Annotated in this window: 8 protein-coding genes; 4 read left to right on the top strand and 4 right to left on the bottom strand. The window is 71.4% G+C overall.

Going from position 1 to position 16,710, the window contains the following annotated elements; translation table 11 throughout:
• Window positions 1-148 precede the first annotated feature (148 nt).
• From ABL840_RS03925 to ABL840_RS03915, 3 genes are all read left to right on the top strand, one after another.
• Window positions 149-2,038 carry a hybrid sensor histidine kinase/response regulator gene (locus tag ABL840_RS03925; protein WP_093301692.1) on the top strand — a complete coding sequence of 630 codons (1,890 nt, stop codon included), beginning with the start codon at window positions 149-151 and terminating at the stop codon, window positions 2,036-2,038.
• Window positions 2,039-2,327: 289 nt separating this feature from the next.
• Window positions 2,328-3,383, top strand: coding sequence for an ABC transporter substrate binding protein (locus ABL840_RS03920; RefSeq protein ID WP_256229269.1), 1,056 nt, complete (start codon window positions 2,328-2,330; stop codon window positions 3,381-3,383).
• Window positions 3,380-5,374 carry an ATP-binding protein gene (locus tag ABL840_RS03915; protein ID WP_093429455.1) on the top strand — a complete coding sequence of 665 codons (1,995 nt, stop codon included), beginning with the start codon at window positions 3,380-3,382 and terminating at the stop codon, window positions 5,372-5,374. The genes ABL840_RS03920 and ABL840_RS03915 overlap by 4 nt, the downstream gene beginning before the upstream one ends.
• 324 nt (window positions 5,375-5,698) lie before the next feature.
• Here ABL840_RS03915 and ABL840_RS03910 read toward each other — a convergent pair whose 3' ends face one another.
• The gene (locus ABL840_RS03910; protein WP_093204079.1) at window positions 5,699-6,664 is read right to left on the bottom strand and encodes a GlxA family transcriptional regulator; all 966 of its coding nucleotides are present in this window, start codon (window positions 6,662-6,664) and stop codon (window positions 5,699-5,701) included.
• A gap of 100 nt (window positions 6,665-6,764) precedes the next feature.
• On the opposite strand from ABL840_RS03910, the gene ABL840_RS03905 reads away from it, so the two are divergent.
• Complete coding sequence (locus ABL840_RS03905; protein ID WP_093301689.1) at window positions 6,765-7,400, top strand: cysteine hydrolase family protein; 636 nt, start codon at window positions 6,765-6,767, stop codon at window positions 7,398-7,400.
• 12 nt (window positions 7,401-7,412) lie between these two features.
• On the opposite strand, the gene ABL840_RS03900 is transcribed toward ABL840_RS03905, so the two are convergent.
• Genes ABL840_RS03900 through ABL840_RS03890 form a run of 3 tightly spaced genes read right to left on the bottom strand, consistent with a single transcriptional unit; the run spans window position 7,413 to window position 16,631 of the window.
• Window positions 7,413-12,815: a filamentous hemagglutinin N-terminal domain-containing protein gene (locus tag ABL840_RS03900; protein WP_093301687.1), complete on the bottom strand. Its 5,403-nt coding sequence runs from the start codon at window positions 12,813-12,815 to the stop codon at window positions 7,413-7,415.
• 2 nt (window positions 12,816-12,817) lie between these two features.
• Window positions 12,818-14,548, bottom strand: coding sequence for a ShlB/FhaC/HecB family hemolysin secretion/activation protein (locus ABL840_RS03895; RefSeq protein ID WP_093301686.1), 1,731 nt, complete (start codon window positions 14,546-14,548; stop codon window positions 12,818-12,820).
• 1 nt (window position 14,549) lies between these two features.
• Entirely contained in the window at window positions 14,550-16,631 is a 2,082-nt protein-coding gene (locus ABL840_RS03890; protein WP_418116191.1) for a CHAT domain-containing protein, read from the bottom strand.
• Between the last annotated feature and the right edge of the window lie 79 nt (window positions 16,632-16,710).

Here is a 16,710-nt window from a genome sequence, read left to right as displayed (position 1 = left end):
GACATAGGGCCGGCGCGCATCGGCGGTCTAACATGGGCAGCGCGGACGTCATTAAATATCAATTACAAGCATTTTTTGTGATGTTTTTCCTAGCTTTCCCGCCCTGGAGCGCCCCCATAAGCTCGGCGCCAATGAGTCCGTTGCCCTCATGAACTGGAATTTCCGTGTCATCCGCGGCCTGGCCCGCCTGACCTTCGCCCAGCAGCTGATCCTGCTGGCGATGGTGCCGGCGGCCCTGGCCACGCTGGCGGCGATCGCCGTGCTGACGCGGCAGCATCTGGGCAACCTCACCGAGCTGATGCGGGCCAACGCGCAGACAGTGGCGCTGCAGGTGGCCACCGTGGCGCAGGCGCCGCTGGCGCGCATGGACCGCCGCGCGCTGGCGCGTACCGCCCAGTCGGGCACCTACCAGCCCAACGTGCAGCAGGTGCAGATCTGGACGGAAGACGGCGAGATCGTCGCCAACTCCGAGACCCTCGACCGCGCCCGCGGCGAGGGCCTGCAGGTGGTGGTGCCCATCGTGGGCGACGACGGCCGCCACAACGGCAAGGTGATGGTCGAGATGAGCCTGGCCGCCGTGCAGAACGCGCGGCGCTCGGTGTGGTTCAACGTGGGGCTGGTGCTGGCGATCAGCCTGGTGGGCGTGGGCCTGGCCGGCTGGTGGGCGGCGCGCCGCATCAGCGAGCCGATCCGCGCGCTGGGCAAGGCGGTCGACCGCCTGGGCGCGGGCGAGGACGCGAGCGTGTCCATCGAGGGCACGGCGGAGGTGCGGCACCTGCAGCACGGCTTCAATCAGGCCGCGCGCGCCCTCGCCGAGAGCCACCGGCTGCTGCAGAGCCGCATCAACGAGGCCACCGCCGAGCTGGCCCGCAAGAACCAGCAGCTGGAGGTGGCCAGCCAGGCCAAGACCCGCCTTCTGGCCGCCGCCAGCCACGACCTGCGCCAGCCGCTGCACGCGCTCACGCTGTTCTCCGACGGCCTGGCCAACGGCGAGAGCGACCCGGTGAAGCTGCAGCGCATCGGCCACATCCGCGAATGCGTGGATTCGCTCGACCGGCTGTTCTCCGAACTCCTGAACCTGTCGCAGCTCGACGCCGGCGTGCTGCAGCCGCAGTGGATCGACTTTCCGCTCGACCGGCTGTTCGAGGAGATCAGCCGCAACTTCCGGCCGGTGGCCGAGCAGCAGGGCCTGCGGCTGGTGGTGCGCAAGACCGACGTGTGGGTGCGCTGCGACTACGTGATGCTCTCGCGCATCCTGAACAACCTGGTGTCGAACTCGCTGCGCCACACCATCGAGGGCGGCGTGCTGATCGGCGCGCGGCGGCGCGGCCGGGGCGTGCGCATCGACGTGGTCGACACCGGCGTTGGCATCGCCGCGCATCACCAGGCCCGGGTGTTCGAGGAGTTCTACCAGGTGGAGCCCGCGAGCCGGCAGGCATCGCGCGGCGCGCGCGGCATGGGCCTGGGCCTGGCCACGGTGCAGCGGCTGGCCGAGCTGCTCAACACGCGCGTGGAACTGAGCTCGAAGCTGAACAAGGGCACCTGCGTGCGGGTGCTTGTGCGCTCGGCGCCGGCCGCGCTGCCCGCGCCCGTGGCGCCGGCGGCCATTGCCGCCATCGACGAGGAGGAAGGCCTGGCCAACGTGCGCATCCTCGTGATCGACGACGAGCGCACCATCCTCGAGGGCCTGACGGTGGTGCTCACCAACTGGGGCGCCGAGGTGCTGCCCGCGCAGACCCGCGCCGAGGCGCTGGCCATGGCCGACAGCTGGGAGCGCCCGCCCGACGTGGTCATCAGCGACTTGCTGCTGCAGGGCGGCGACAACGGCCTGGACGTGATCGCCGCGCTGGAGCGCCATCCGCGCGGCATCGGCGCGGGCACTGCCCGCCTGCTCGTGACCGGCGAGACCAAGCCCGACCGCCTGCGCGAAGTGGCCAGCGCCGGCATCACGGTGCTCTACAAGCCCGTGTCGCCGCGCGTGCTGCGCCAGGCGATACAGGCGCAGCGCGCGGCGGCCGCACAGATGACGGGTGCGTAGAACACAGGAGTCTGTCCGTGCGTGAAACACCGCGGAACCGGCTTTGCCGGGCCGCAGGTATCGCCCCCTGGAAGGGGGATGGCGAAGCGACACGAAGTGCGCGAAGCCTGGGGGAGCGCCGGATATTCCATCGGACATAGGCCGAGCGGCCATTCCCCTCGTGGAATCCGTCACGCGGGCAGGCCACTGCCGACGCTGACATAAGCCCTCCGCCTTATCGCGCTAAGAAGGGGTCGTCCTTACATTGGATCATCGCCCCTCGCTGCGGAAGCAGTCCATGTTTGTTGCCGTGAATCCCGTCCTCCCGCCCTTCTTTCGAAGGCTGCGGCGCGCCGCCCGAACCGTGCTGGCCGCAAGCCTTGCATGCGCCGCGGGCGCGGCTTTCGCGGCGGTCAACCTCACGGTGCTGATGGGCGACGACATGGCGGCTTCCTCCGAGTTCGTGCAGCGGCTGCGCGCGGACCAGGAACCCGGCGGCAAGTTCGAGCTGGTGCGCCTCGGGCCCGGCGGCACCGAGACGCAGCCGGCGGCGGAGCAGGCCGCGGACGCCGAACGCGCCGCGAACGCAGGCGTGCGCACGCGCAGCCTGCGCGGAGCTTCATCTTCGTCTTCTTCCTCCGATGTGCCGCTCACCATGGCCGTCGGCCCCGCCGCCGCGCGCGCCGCCGTCGAGCGGCCGGGACAGGAGCCGCTGGTGCTCGCGATGCTCAGCCGGCTCGAATACGAGACCCTGAAGGCGACCAGCCCGGCGCTCAAGCGCGCCGACCGCCGCGTGGGCGTGCTGCTGCGCGACCCGGCCATGACCGATCAACTCGCGCTGGTCAACGCGGTGCTGCCGCAGAAGCACCGCCTGGGCGTGGTCGCCACGCCCGAGTCGGAACCGCTGGTGCGCGAGCTGCAGCGCGCGGCTCAGGGCGCGAACCCGGCCTGGGACCTGCGCGTGGAATACGCGCCCGACGCCCGGTCGATCGCCTCCGCCCTGCGACTGGTGGTGCCGAACAGCGACGCGCTGCTGGTGCTGCCCGACCTGATCGGCGACAACCAGGCGGCCACGCTCTCGGTGCTGCGCGCCGCCGCCGGCGCCGGCCTGCCGGTGTTCGGCGCCAGCGAGGGGCTGGTGCGCTCGGGCGGACTGGCGGCGGCGGTCTCGACGCCGTCGCAGCTGGCCCAGCAGGCGCGGCAGCTCGGCCAGAAGGTCGCGAGCGCCGGCAACAGCAGCAATGCACCGCTGGTGGAAGCCGCGACGCCCGCCACCGTGCGCGTCAACGCCACCGTGGCACGCGGACTCGGCCTGCGTCTGCCGGAGGAACGGGAACTGACCGACCGGCTCGCGGCCCCGCGATGAGCAGCGCAGCACCTCCCCACGAACGGGCGGCGCCCACGGCAACGGAGGGTGCGGGCGCGGCACTGCCGCCGCCGTCGCCCCCACCGCCTCCCCCGCCTCCATCGGCCCACACGCTGGTAGTGCGCGGCAACCTGCAGCGCGACCTGTTCCGCCTCGGCGTGGTGCCGTGCGCGGCGGTGGCGCTGGCGCTCACGGGCTGGTTCACGCACAACCGGCTGCAGACACTGGAGGCCGCCTTCGACGCCGAGGGCCAGGCCGTGGCGCGACAGGTGGCGGCCATGTCCGACCTGAGCCTCTACGCGGGCGACGTGCCGGCGCTGCAGAACGTGGCCAACGCGGCGCTGCGCGGCGGGCAGGTGACGCGGGTGGAGATCAGCAACAGCGCGGGCGTGTACGTCACGGCCGGGCCCAAGACCGCCTCGCTCGCGCAGCTGCGCATGTTCACCTCGCCGGTCACGCTGCGCGAGGCATCGCGCGCCAGCGCCTTCGCGCCCGCGGGCTCCACGGCGGCGGGCGACACGCCCATCGGCCTGGTGCAGACCTTTCGCGACACCACCGCCTACACGCGCGAGCGCAGCCGCTCGCTCATCGCGGGCATCGGCATCGCGCTGGTCGCGCTGATCGCGGCCTGGGCCTCGGTGCGGCACATGGCGCGCACGGTGGCGCGGCCGCTTCGGCGCGTGTCGCGCACGGTCGCGGCGTTGGAGGCCGGGCATTTCGAGGTGCGCTGCGACGTGGTGGAAGGCGGCACGCGCGGCACGCACGAGCTCGCCGTGCTCGCGCACGACATCGACCGCCTCGCCGAGCGGCTGCAGCGCAACCGCCAGATTAGCGAGGAGCGCGTGCGCGAGGCCACCGCCGTCGCGCTGCAGCGCATGGCCGAGGCGGAGCAGGCGGCGCTTTCCCGCGCGCGCTTCCTCGCGGCCGCGAGCCACGACCTGCGCCAGCCGCTGCACGCCATGGGCCTGTTCATCGACGGCCTGCTGCCCGGAGCTTCACCCGCGCAGCGCCCGGCGGTGCTGCGGCTGCAGGAAAGCACCGAGTTCATGGGCGTGCTGCTCGACGACCTGCTCGAGATCTCGCGGCTCGACGCGCAGGTGCTGACGCCGGCCATCGCCAAGGTGCCGCTCGCGGAGCTGTTCGACCAGCTCGACGCGCAGCACGCCGCCGCGGCCGTCGAGGCCCGCGTGCGACTGCGCTGGAGCGACCGCGGGCTGGCGGTGCGCAGCGACGCGGCGATGCTGCGGCGCATCGTCGGCAACCTGGTGACCAACGCGCTGCGCCACGCGCCCGAGGGCGGCACCGTGCTGGTGGCGGCCCGGCGCAGCGCATCGGGCGTGCGCATCGAGGTGCGCGACAACGGCGTGGGCATCGCGCCCATCCACCAGGGCCGCATCTTCGAGGAGTTCTACCAGGTGGCGAACACCGAGCGCGACCGGCGCCGCGGCTTCGGGCTGGGGCTGGCCATCTGCGCGCGCATCGCCACGCTGCTGGGCACGCGCATCACGGTGCGCTCGGCGCTTCAGGCGGGCAGCACCTTCGCCTTCACGCTGCCCGCGGCTCGGCTGGCCGACGTGACGCCGCCCCAGCCGCCTGCACTGGCCCCGGCGCCGCTGGCTGGACTGCGCTGCCTGGTGGTGGACGACGACCCCGCCATCCTCGACGGCAGCCGCGCGCTGCTGGAGCAGTGGGGCTGCCAGGTCGAATGCGTGAGCACCGGCGCCGAGGCCATCGCGCGGCTGGGCACCGGCGACATCCACTACGACGCGGTGCTGTGCGACCTGCAGCTCGCGGGCGACGGCGACGGCGTGGACGTGATCGACGCCGCCAAGCGGCTGCAGCCCGAGGCGCTGGCGGTGCTGGTGTCGGGTGCCACCGGGCCCGAGGTGCTGCAGCGGCTGCGCCATGGCGGCGTGATGCTGCTGACCAAGCCGGTCGCGCCGGCCAAGCTGCGCGCGCTGCTCACCACGCGGCGGCAAATCATGGTCTGACCCCCAGGCTTCGCGCACTTCGTGTCGCTTCGCCAACCCCCTTCCAGGGGGCGATACCTGCGGCCCGGCAAAGCCGGTTCCGCGAAAGCGTGAACTCACCCCCAGGCTTCGCGCACTTCGTGTCGCTTCGCCATCCCCTTCCAGGGGGCGATACCTGCGGCCCGGCAAAGCCGGTTCCGCGAAAGCGTGAACTCACCCCCAGGCTTCGCGCACTTCGTGTCGCTTCGCCACCCCCTTCCGGGGGCAACACCTGCGGCCCGGCAAAGCCGGTTCCGCGGTATCCCTGGCATTCAGGGTTTCCTGATGCGAAGCACGCCCTCTTCCTCATGCCCGCGAGAACTGCTGGCGGTATGCCGTGGGCGACAGCTTGAAGGCCGAGACGAAATGCTTGCGCAGCGACACCGCTGAGCCGAAGCCGGCGCCGGTGGCCACGCGCTCCACCGGGTGGTCGGTGGTCTCCAGCAGCCGCTGCGCGAGCGCGAGGCGCTGGTTCTGCATCCACTGGCCGACGGTGGTGCCGGTGGATTCGCGGAAGCGCCGCGTGAAATTGCGCCGGCTCATGAGCGCGCGCCGCGCGAGGTCGTCGAGCTCGTGCGGCGTGTCGAGATGCCGGCCCAGCCATTCGAGCAGCGGCGCGAGGCGGTCGCGCTCGGCGGCGGCGGGCACGGGCTGCTCGATGTACTGCGCCTGGCCGCCCTGCCGGTGCGGCGCCACCACCATGCGCCGCGCGGCGCGATTGGCCGTCTCCGCGCCATGGCGCACGCGCAGCAGGTGCAGGCAGCAGTCGATGCCCGCGGCCGTGCCGGCGGAGGTGAGCACGCTGCCGTCGTCCACGTAGAGCACCTCGGGCTGCAGCTTCACCTTCGGATACTGCTTCGCGAAGATCGGCGCCAGCTTCCAGTGCGTGGTGGCGGGCCGGCCGTCGAGCAGGCCCGCCTCGGCCAGCACGAATGCGCCGAGGCAAAGCCCCATCACGACGGCGCCGCGCCGGTGGGCGGCCTGCAGCGCGCGGATCAGCTCGGGCGGCGCCGCCGAACAGTCGTCGCGCCATGAAGGCACGACCACGATCTGCGCGCGGCGGATGGCCTCGAGCCCGTGCGGGACGACGAGCGCGAAGCCGGCGTTGGTGCGCAGCTCCCCGGGCCGGGGTGCGCACACCTTCACGCGGAAGCGCGGCTCGCCGGTCTCGGTGCGGTCCTCGCCGAAGACCATGCAGGGCACGGACAGGTGGAAGGGGCTGATGCCGTCGAAGGCGACGACGGCGACGGTCTCGGCGGTTGGCTGCGGCATGGCCCGATCTTATCGATGAATGGCTTTCGGGCCACTTTCTGGACGTGACGCCGGCGGGAAGAATCCAGTCATCCGAACCACACAAGAGAAGGAGCCCAACATGAGCAACACCACCGCCCCGCGCCGCGCCCTCGTCGTGATCGACGTGCAGAACGAATACTTCGAAGGCGGCGGCCTGCCGATCGAGTACCCGCCCATCCTGGACACGCTGCCGAACGTGACGAAGGCCATGGACGCAGCCCGCGCAGCCGGCACGCCCGTGGTGGTGGTGCGCCACCACGCGCCCAAGGGCGCGCCGGTGTTCCAGGCCGACACGCACAACGGCCAGCTGCACCCCAAGATCGCGAAGCGGCCGCACGACCACCTCGTCACCAAGAGCTTTCCGAGCGTGTTCACCGGCACCGACTTCGCCGACTGGATCGCGCGCAACCAGATCGACACGCTGAGCGTGGCCGGCTACATGACGCAGAACTGCGACGCCTCGACCGTGTTCGAGGCCATGCACCGGGGACTGAGCGTGGAGTTCCTGTCGGACGCCAGCGGCGCGCTGCCCTACGAGAACGCGGCGGGCAAGGTCACGGCGGAGGAGATCCACCGCGTCTTCAGCGTGGTGTTCCACAGCAACTTCGCGGCCGTGACCACGACGGACGCATGGATCTCGGCGATGCGCGAAGGCCAGGTCATCCCGAAGGACAACGTGGTGCTGTCCAACCGCCGCGCACGAGGCCTGGCGTAGCCCGGTCGCCGGCTAGAAATCGGCGCAGCCGTTGCGCTTCTCGGTGTCGACGCAGCTCGACAGGTTGGGCCGGGAGCGCACGCGCGACCATTCGCGCGCCAGCACGTCGCCGCCCTGCGTCGCGCGGTCGCCTTCCAGCGGCCCGGTGGCGAAGCAGATCGGCGGCGGGCCGATGTTGCGGTCGTACACCCAGGTGGCGGGCAGGTCGCGCAGCGTGTCGGGGCGCGGCAGGTCGGGCACGCCGCCCACGAAGAGGTTGCCCGGCACCACGTTGACCCTGTAGCCCTCTGCCGAGGTGAAGGCGCCGTTGATCGGGTACACGCCCGGCGGGCTGGCCTGCAGCGCGGGCGAGAACATGAAGCCCGCGAATCCCGCGCCCGTGTCGCCCAGGATCAGCCCCGTCACGAGGTAGCTGAAGAGCGGGTTCGGATAGCCGAAGGGCCTGGTCGCATTGCCGATGAGCACCGTGGCCACCGGCTGCTGCGCGTAGATGAAGTGGTTGGCGCCCGCGGGGATGCTCACCGCGCACAGGCCCGAGTAGGCGCAGTGGTACAGGTTGGGATAGATGCCCGACCCCGCGAGCCCGCCGCGCGTCTCGCCCACCCAGGTGTCGGCCCACACGCGCCACGGTGCGCCGGTGATGCTGTAGCCGCCGGTGTTCTGGAAGCGCGAACCCGCCACCAGGTCGGCTCCGCTGGTGCTGCTCACGTTGGTGCCCAGCAGCAAGTCGCCGCTCAGGGTGCGCACGAACACGGTGTCGGCCGCCATCGAGCCGGCCGACACGACCTGCGGCGCATTGCCCGCCGCGTCGTAGCCGGTGACGCTCACCGAACCCAGCTTGACGGTGTCGACGTCCACGTACCTGAATGCGCCGGCCGCGCCGCCGCCCAAGGTGTCGGCACTGACGTTGTTCGCCGCCTGGTCCAGCAGCACGCTGCCGCCGGTGGAGCGCGCCAGCAGCGTGCCGGCGGTGATCGGCGCGGCTGCCGTCTGCGTGATGTTGCCGCCGGAGATCAGCCCCACGGTCGAAGCCGTGAGCGCACCGCCGAGCTGGATGCCGCCGCCCCCGCCGGTGTTCTGCAGGGTCAGCGCGCCGGGCACGGTGAGCGGGCCCACCACGTTGATGTTGCCGGCGTGCGCGTTGCTGCCAGCCACGATGGTGGGCGCGTCGAGCCGCGTGAACTCGTCGGCCGACACCGCGAAGCCGTTGGCCGCAGTGCCGCCGAGCGTGATGGTGTTGGCCGTGCGGTCCGCCGCGTTGCCGGCCGCGTCCACGCCACCGGGGCGCAGGTTCAGCACGTTGCCGGCGCGCACGGTGCCTGTCAGCACCACCGCGTCGGTGCTGCCGTCGTTGCTCGCGCGCAGCACCACGTTGCGGTTGCCGTCGATGCGTCCGCCGGTGCCCAGGGTGATGCCCGTTCCGTTGGCCTGCGACTCGCCCGCCACGTCGATGTCGCCGACGCCCAGCGTGGTGACCAGCGCGTTGTTGGCGATCAGCACGCCGCCCGATGTGCCGCTCATGGCGCCCGGCGTCACGAGTCCGCGGATGCCGATGTTGCCGTCGACGCTGCGCACCGTGACGTTGCTGAGGTCGACGGCCTGCACGGCCAGCGGCCCGGTGCTCGGGTCCGTCACGCCGCTGCCGATGCCCACGATGGAGATGTCGCCGCTGGTGGTGAGGATCTGGCTGGGCCCGGTGCCCGCGCCGATGCGCACGCCGGTGCCGCCGGGCGCCGTGCCCGAGATCGACACGTCGCCGGTGCTGCTCTGGATGGTCGCGCCGCTCAGCTGCACGGTGGCGGTGAAGCCCGAGAAGGTGGGCGTTCCGCGCTTGCCCGTGATCTGCACCGAGCCGCCGGGGCCGGCGTCGCCCAGCGCGGTGGTCCGCGTATCGATCGTGGTGTTGGTAATGCCGATCGCCTGGTTGCCCGAGGGGCTGGTGTCGGCCGTCATCGTGACGTTGCCGCCGTTGGTGGCGATCTTCGCGCCGGTGAGGAAGATCGATCCGCCCTGCCCGCCCACGCCCGCGTTGAACACGACGTTGAGCGCGCCCGAGTTCGACTGGATCGAGTTGTTGCTGAAGGCGTTGATGTTGTGCGCCGCGTCGAGCTCGAAGGTCAGTGGCGTGGAGCCCTTGCTGCGCACGATGGCCGCGTCGGCCGCGAAGGTGATGTTGCCGTCGAAGGCGTTGCCGCCGGTGCCGGTGGTGATGGTGACGCTGGTGCCGCCGTCCAGCGCGTTGTTGATGTCGCCGTCCTGGATTGTCGAGTTCGCCAGCGGATCGAAGGGGTTGCCCGTGAGGCTGCCCGATGCGGTGCCGTGCGCGATGTTGACGTTGTAGGGGTCGATGGTCCACTTGCCCGCGGTGCCCACGGGCGCCGCGGCGTCCACGCGCAGGCCGGTCAGGTCGAAGTGCGCGGCCGAGGTCTCGATGTTGCCGCCGTTGCCTCCGCTCGCGCCGCCGCGCGCCGACAGGCTGCCATAGCCGCGCAGCGTGTCGCCCGCGATCACGTTGATCGTGCCGCCGTTGCCGGAAGCCGATTTCGCATCGGCGCGCAGGCTGACCTGGTCGCTGATGGCGATGGTGTTGATGGCGCGCACGTCGATGGTGCCGGACTGGCCCGCGCCGCCCGCGTCGACGGTGGTCACGTCGTCGAACGAATCGAGCACCAGCACGTTGCGCCCGGCGAGGCTGACGGTGCCGCCAGCGCCGGTGCTGCTCGACACATCGAGCACCGGCAGGAAGACGGTGCCCGAGGGCACGTCGCGCACGTTCACGCGCCCCACGCGCACGTCGCCGCCGCGCCCGTCGATCGCGATGCGCCCGCCCTCGGCGCGCACGGTGCCGCCGGCCTCCATCGCGAGTGCCACCGCCGATGCGTCGTCGCCGATGGTCGCGGCGCCGCCGTCCACCGTGAAGCTCTTGCCGCCCGCCGTGCCCGAGATCGATATGTCGCGCCCCTTGCCGGCCGTGATGCTGCCGCCGAAGATGGTCACGCCGTTGCCGGCGGCGTAGGCCACGCCGGCGCCGCCGTTGGCGGCCGATGCCGAGGTAAGGAAGGCGCTGTTCGCCGTGAGGCCCTGCATGTCGCCGCCGGTGCCGTCGATGGCCACGCGCCCGCCGGAGTCGATGGTCACGCCGCGCATCGAGATGCCGCCGACGTTGCTCGTCGTCACGTCGGGGAAGGAGCTGTCGACGAAGTCCACCGTGCCGCCGTACACCGCCGCGGGGTCGGTGGCGGTCCAGCTGCGCGAGCTGCCGGTGATGCTCACGTCGCCCGTGCCGGTGCGCAGCACCGTGCTGTTGCCCTCGGTGTTGTCGAGCAGCACGCCACCCGCGCCGATGCCGCCCACGCCGGTGATGGCGATGTTGCCGCCACCGGTGGTCAGGCTGGTGCCCGAGATCTCCACGCCATCGGAGCTCACGTAGTAGCTCGGGTCGCCGGCCGAGGTGCTGGTGCCCTGCCCGCGCAGCGTGATGGAGCCGCTGCCGCCGCAGCTGCCGGAGGCCATCGCGCAGGTGTTCAGCGAGCTGTCGAACAGCGAGACGCCCGCGCGCCCGACATTCGGGCCGCCGTCGGTGGGCGCGATGCCGCCGACCGCGTAGCCGTTGGCCGCGTGGCCCTGGCCGTAGAAGCGGATGTTGCCGCCGTTGGTGGCGATGCTCGCGTTGTTGAGCTCGATCACGCCGCCGTCGGAGCCGCCGGTCGCATTGGCGTCGAAGTCGACGTGCAGCGCGCCGCTTTCCGAGCGGATCGACGAGCCACTGGACATGCGGACGTCGCGCAGCGAATCGACCGTGAGGCGCGCGTCGCGCCCCTCGGTCTTGACGATGCTCGCGTTGTCCTGGAACACCACGTCGTTCGACTCGCCGTCGTTGGATCCGGTGCGCAGCTTCACGTCGGTGGCGCGGCCCAGCGCGCTGCCGATGGCGGTGGAGCTCACGCGCGTGTCGGCCGTGTTCAGGCCGTAGTTGTCCGGGTCGTAGACAGGCACCGTGTTGTCCACGTTGAGCGTGCCCTTCGAGTCGACCACCCAGGTGCCGTTGGCGCCGCTCGCGCCGCCCGCCGCGTCGATCTGCGCGAGCTCCGTCACCTCGACCTGCCGGGCCGCGGTGGTGATGGTGCCGCCCGCGCCGCTGCCCGCGCCGCGCGCCTGGATCTGGCCGGAGACGTGCGTGTAGTCGGCGCTCAGGCCCACCGTGCCGCCCTGCCCGTTCGCGCCGGTGGCGTTGCTGCGCAGCACCGAGTCGGGCGACATGCTCACTGCCGCATTGCCCGTCACCTGGATGCTGCCGCCGTTGCTGCCGCTGGCGTCCGCCGTCAGCCCCGACAGGCGCACGTAGTCGGCGCTCGCGGTGATCGAGCCGCCGGCCACGCCGGCTTCGGAGCCGGTCGCGTCGATGGTGCCGCCCAGCAGCATCTCGTTGGTGCGCGCGGCCGACTGGCCGCCGTCGAGCACGATCTCTCCGTTGCGGGTGGACAGCGAGCGCGCACGGATCACGCCGGTCTGGCTCACCACCAGCTGGCGTGCGTCCACGTCGGCCGCGGCAGCCATCAGCACCACGCGGCCGCCGTCGGCCGTGACCTTGCCGGTGCTCGTGTTCATGAGCTGGGCGGTGGTGGTCTTGTCGGTGGCCTGCAGGTCGGCGAGCTTGAAGGTGGTCTGCCCGTCCAGCGGCACCTTGAATGTGGTGAGCCCGTCGCCGTCGAAGTCCAGGTTCATCGTGAGCTTGCTGGCCGACACCAGGCCCACCGAGCCGCGCGCGACGTTGATCTCGCCGTCGTTGCGCACCGAGCCGCCGACCAGCGCCACGGTGCCGCCCGGCGCGGCGGTGATCGACGCGCCCTGCTCCAGCCGCACCTGCGCCATGCTGTTGGCCGGCCCCACGAAGACCAGCTGCTCGCTCTTGTCGAAAGCCTTGTTCTCCGAGCCCGCCGGCATGAAATTGCTGTTGGCGATGTCCAGCGTGGACGCCACCAGCCCGCCCACGTTGACCGACGCACCGTTGCCGAACACGATGCCGCTCGGGTTGATGAGGAACACGCTGCCGCCCGGCAGGTTGGGGTTGCCGATCAGCGATGTCCTCAGCGTGCCGTCGATGCGCGAGGCCTGGATGGTGCCCCCGTCGCCCACCACGCGGTTGAGCAGCACCGCGCGCGTGCTCGGCTGCGCGATGTTGACCGTGCCGCCCGCACCGATGGAGAAGGTCTGCCAACTGGCGATGCCGCGCATCATCGGCTGGGTGATGCTCATCACGCTGCCGCTCTGCGTCATGGTGACGCCGCCGGCAATGGAGTTGAAACCCGTGGGCAGCACCTGCGCCATGGCGGGCGCGGCTCCTGCGCAGATCAGCGACAGCGCGAGCGGGCGCAGTTGCAGCCGCCGTTGTGTGAATCGGTTGCGTTGCTTCATGGTCAGAACGCCTTGATGAGCTGCACGAAGAGGCGGGGGTTGCGCCCGCCTCCGTCTGTCTGCGCGGGCGGCGTGCCGGCACGCCAGGCCAGCGTCGCGTTGATCGAGAAATTGCCGGGTCGCGACCAGCTCAGGCCGATGCCATAGCCGCGCAGGCTGTGGCTGTTGACGCCGTCGTAGGGCGTCGGGTTGCGCACGATCTTTCCGTGCGCGGCGTCGTAGAAGAGGAAAGGCGTGAGCTCCTCGTTGAGCGACCAGCGCCATTCGACGGTGCCGATCACGCCCTGGTCCACCAGCAGTTCGCCCGAAGGGTAGGCGCGCACCGCGCGCGCGCCGCCGAGCGCGAGCTTCTCGGACGCGTCGAGGTTCTTGCTCGCCCACTGGCCACCGATCGACAGGTACAGCGAATGGCGCGGCACGATGGCCTGCAGGCGCGAGAGCTGGAAGCTCAGCTTGGTGAAGCCGCCTTCGGTGCGGTGGCCGGTGATGCCCCTGTCGAAGTCGCGGCTCTCGGGGTCGCGGATGGAGAGGTTGCCGTGGTACAGCGTGCCGGAGCTGGCCCAGTAGCCACCGCCCAGCAGCTCGTCGCGGCGCTCCCAGGTCCAGCCCAGGCTCAGGCCGTTGACGCGCTTCTTCGAGTTGTAGTCGGCCGCGCGCAGCTCGTCGGTGAGGTCCTTCACGTCCACGCCCAGGCGCAGGAAGAGGTTCTGCTGCCGCTGGCGGATCACCGGATAGCTCAGCGAGAAGTCGAGCACGTTGGCCCGGCCGCGCGCGTCGAGGTCGGCGAACTGGCCTCCCAGCTCGTAGCTCACGCGCGACAGGCCCACGCCCGCGCGCAGCCCGCTGGTGCCGATGGGCGCCTCGTACGCGATACGGCCGAACTGCAGTGCGTTGCTGTTGGAGACCATCAGGCGCATGTCGAGGTTGTCGCCGATGCCGAAGGGGCTGAGCCAGCGCGCGGTGCCGCCCACGCGGTAGCGGCCCGACTCCTTGGTGCCGTGGTTGTCGCCCTCGGCGGTGAAGGCCCAGCGCGGCGCGGCGGTCACTTCCACCGCGAGGTCGGTGGTGCCGGGCTGCGTGCCCTCCTGCAGGCCCGAGGACACCTTGACGCCGGGCTGGTCCGACAGCAGCAGCATCGCGCGCTCGTAGTCCGGCGCGCTCACGGCGGCACCGGGCTGCAGCGGCGCGAGGAAGCCGCGTACGCGCGACTCGGCAATGGGCGCATCGGGCGCGACCGTCACGTCGACCTTGCCGAGGCGGCCCTCGATCACGCTGATCTCGACGATGCCGTCGCGCACCGTCTGCACCGGCACCACGGCCTGCGCGAGGAAGTAGCCGCGTTCCTTGTAGCGGGCGGTGATGGCCTTGGCGAGCTCCTCGAGATCGGACAGCGTCACGTCGCGGCCGATGTAGGGGCCGGTGATGGCCTGCAGCTCCTCGTTGCTCAGCGCCTTCACGCCGTTCAGGCGCAGGTCGTTGAGCTTGAATGTCGCGCCGGCGGGTCCGCCCGTGTTGCGCGGCGGCGCGGGCAGGCTCTGCGGGGCGACGGCGCCGGTGGGCGCCTGCGCGATCGGGCGGTCGCAGGCACCACAAGGGTCCTTGGTCGGCAGGAGCGCGGTGGCGTTGTCGTCTGTTTCAGCGGCATGCGCGCGCTGGGCCGCGACGAGCAACGTGGCGCTGACCAGGGCCGTGACCGCGAAGGCGATCGGCGTGGGACATTGACGGACTTTCATTTCAACTCCCGACCGTTAAGCGCCAGTTGCCGATCAGGTTGAACGGCGCCCAGAAGAAGGGATGGGACATCTTGGGATCCTTCAGCACCGCGAGCTGCCCGGCCTGCATGGCCTTCTGGATGTCGCGGCCTTTCGAGAGCTCGCCGTAGAGCGTGCCCATGAGCACCGCGGTGGCGTCGTCGGACACCGGCCACAGCGAAGCGATCAGGCTGGAGCTGCCGGCCGACAGGAAGGAGCGCGTGAAGCCCAGCACCTCGTCGCCCTGCGCGATACGCCCGAGGCCCGATTCGCAGGCCGAGAGCGTGACCAGCGCGGTGCCGTCCATCGGAAGCCCGAGGATCTCGTGCGCTTCCAGGAAGTTCTGCTTGCCGCCTTCGTTGGCCAGCAGGATGCGCGAGTACAGCGGATCGACCGCGTCGGCCTCGGCGTGCGCCGCCACGTGCATCAGCGGCGAGCGCGCGGCCACGTCGCGGAACTGGGTCTTGGTGGCGGCCGCGCCCATGTACACGGCGTTGCGCGGGAACAGCCGCGCGAGCTGCTTCACCTCGGTCTCGGCGCCGGGCAGGTCGTACTTGTCCTCGATGCGCGGATTGCCGAAGGCGGTGAGCGACGCGTTCACGCGCGGCGTGCGCTGCGCGAGCTGCACCGCGATGCTCATCGACGGCGCCACCGCCACCGGATGCGTCTCGATGATGTAGCGGCCGTCGAGCCGCAGCGCCTGGAACGGCAGGTAGTGCAGCGGCCCGTGCGGCACCACGACCAGCCGCTGCCCCGGCGCAAGGCCGAGCGGCCCGAGCAGCGCCGCGCCCAGCTTGTCGGCATTGGTGATGGCGGTGCGGCGGCCGCGCACGATCGAATTGCGGAAGGTCTCGACCAGCTCGTTGAGCTCGTCGCGCTTCACCGCCACCGTCTTCTCGGCGATGCTGCTGGGCCCCACCACCCACACCACGAGGCGGTCGGGCAGCGAATGGAACTGCACCACGCGCTCGTCGGCCGCCAGCGTGCGCTGCAGCGTGGCGAGGTCGACGGTGTTGGCGGCCTGCTCGTTGATCTTCGCGCGGCCGCGCACCGCGTCGAGCAGCGCGCGCGAGCGGCTGTGCTCGCTCACCTCGAAGGCCTGGCGCGCATCGCCCGCGTCGCTGTAGATGGACACGCCGCGCTCGAACACCGTCTGCAGGTCCGAGAACAGGCCCATCTTGAATTCCTCGCTGCGGAATCTTGCGCGCACCTTGTCGACGTCGCCCAGCGCGCGGCCCACGGCCTCGGCGGCGGCCTGCTTCTGGCCCAGCGCGAGTTCGCTGCGCGCCACGCCGTCCCAGGCCCAGAGGCGGTAGTACTCGGTGTCGGCCCCCACCTGGCGCGCGGTGAGCGCGCGATACGCATCGCGCGCCTCGGCGGGCTTGTTCTCGGCCAGCAGCAGGCGGGCCCGGGTGCGATCGAGCTGCGCGGTGAGCGGCGCGTCCTTCGGCGGGGCCATGGTGCCGAGCACCTCGCGCGCCCGCGCCGGGTCACCCGATTCGATCAGCGCATTGACCAGCGATGCCTGCACCAGCGGCGCGTAGCGCTGCGAGCTGTTGGCCAGCGCCTCGTCATAGCTGAGCACCGCGCCTGCATAGTCGCCGCGGCGCGAGCGCACGTCGCCGATCACCTTCTGCACGGGGCCGACCACCAGCTTGGGGTCGCGCGCCTGGTGCCTGAGCGCTTCGCGTGCGAACTCCTCGGCCTTCTCGAGCTGGCCCGAGTAGCTGTAGACGATGGCCAGGTCGCGATTGGCCATGGCCATCAGGTTGGGGTCGTTGGTGGCGTTGGCCAGGTGCAGCGCCTTGCTCGCGGCACGCACGCTCTGGCGGAACTCGCCCGCCTCGGCCAGCGCGACGGCCTGGCTGCAGTACTGGTAGCCCGAGAGCTTGACCGAGTCCTGCCCGTAGAGCACGGCGCCTTCGCTGGTGAGGGCCAGCAGGGTGTCGGTGTCCGCAAGGCGGGCCTGCTCCATCCTGCTGGCCGCGGCCTCGGCACTCGTCGCCTGCTGCTGCTGCTGCGCCGAAGCCACGGAGCCGTAGCCCGCGAGAAGAATGCATGTCATACCGAGCGCGCCTGCGATTCCCGCACGACGACGTGCAGGGCGCTCCCATCCCCATCTCGAAAACCACGCCATTGGACCC

It is taken from the genome of Variovorax sp. NFACC27, from assembly GCF_048301545.1.
Taxonomy (GTDB): Bacteria; Pseudomonadota; Gammaproteobacteria; order Burkholderiales; family Burkholderiaceae_C; genus Variovorax; species Variovorax gossypii.
The sequence above is the reverse complement of the archived record's forward strand: the minus strand, read 5'-3'. Positions and strand labels throughout refer to the sequence as shown.

Coding starts and splice junctions, on each gene's coding strand:
- ABL840_RS03890 (WP_418116191.1), bottom strand. CDS start 16,631: ATGACATGCATTCTTCTCGCGGGCTACGGCTCCGTGGCTTCGGCGCAG.
- ABL840_RS03900 (WP_093301687.1), bottom strand. CDS start 12,815: ATGAAGCAACGCAACCGATTCACACAACGGCGGCTGCAACTGCGCCCG.
- ABL840_RS03925 (WP_093301692.1), top strand. CDS start 149: ATGAACTGGAATTTCCGTGTCATCCGCGGCCTGGCCCGCCTGACCTTC.
- ABL840_RS03905 (WP_093301689.1), top strand. CDS start 6,765: ATGAGCAACACCACCGCCCCGCGCCGCGCCCTCGTCGTGATCGACGTG.
- ABL840_RS03915 (WP_093429455.1), top strand. CDS start 3,380: ATGAGCAGCGCAGCACCTCCCCACGAACGGGCGGCGCCCACGGCAACG.
- ABL840_RS03910 (WP_093204079.1), bottom strand. CDS start 6,664: ATGCCGCAGCCAACCGCCGAGACCGTCGCCGTCGTCGCCTTCGACGGC.
- ABL840_RS03895 (WP_093301686.1), bottom strand. CDS start 14,548: ATGAAAGTCCGTCAATGTCCCACGCCGATCGCCTTCGCGGTCACGGCC.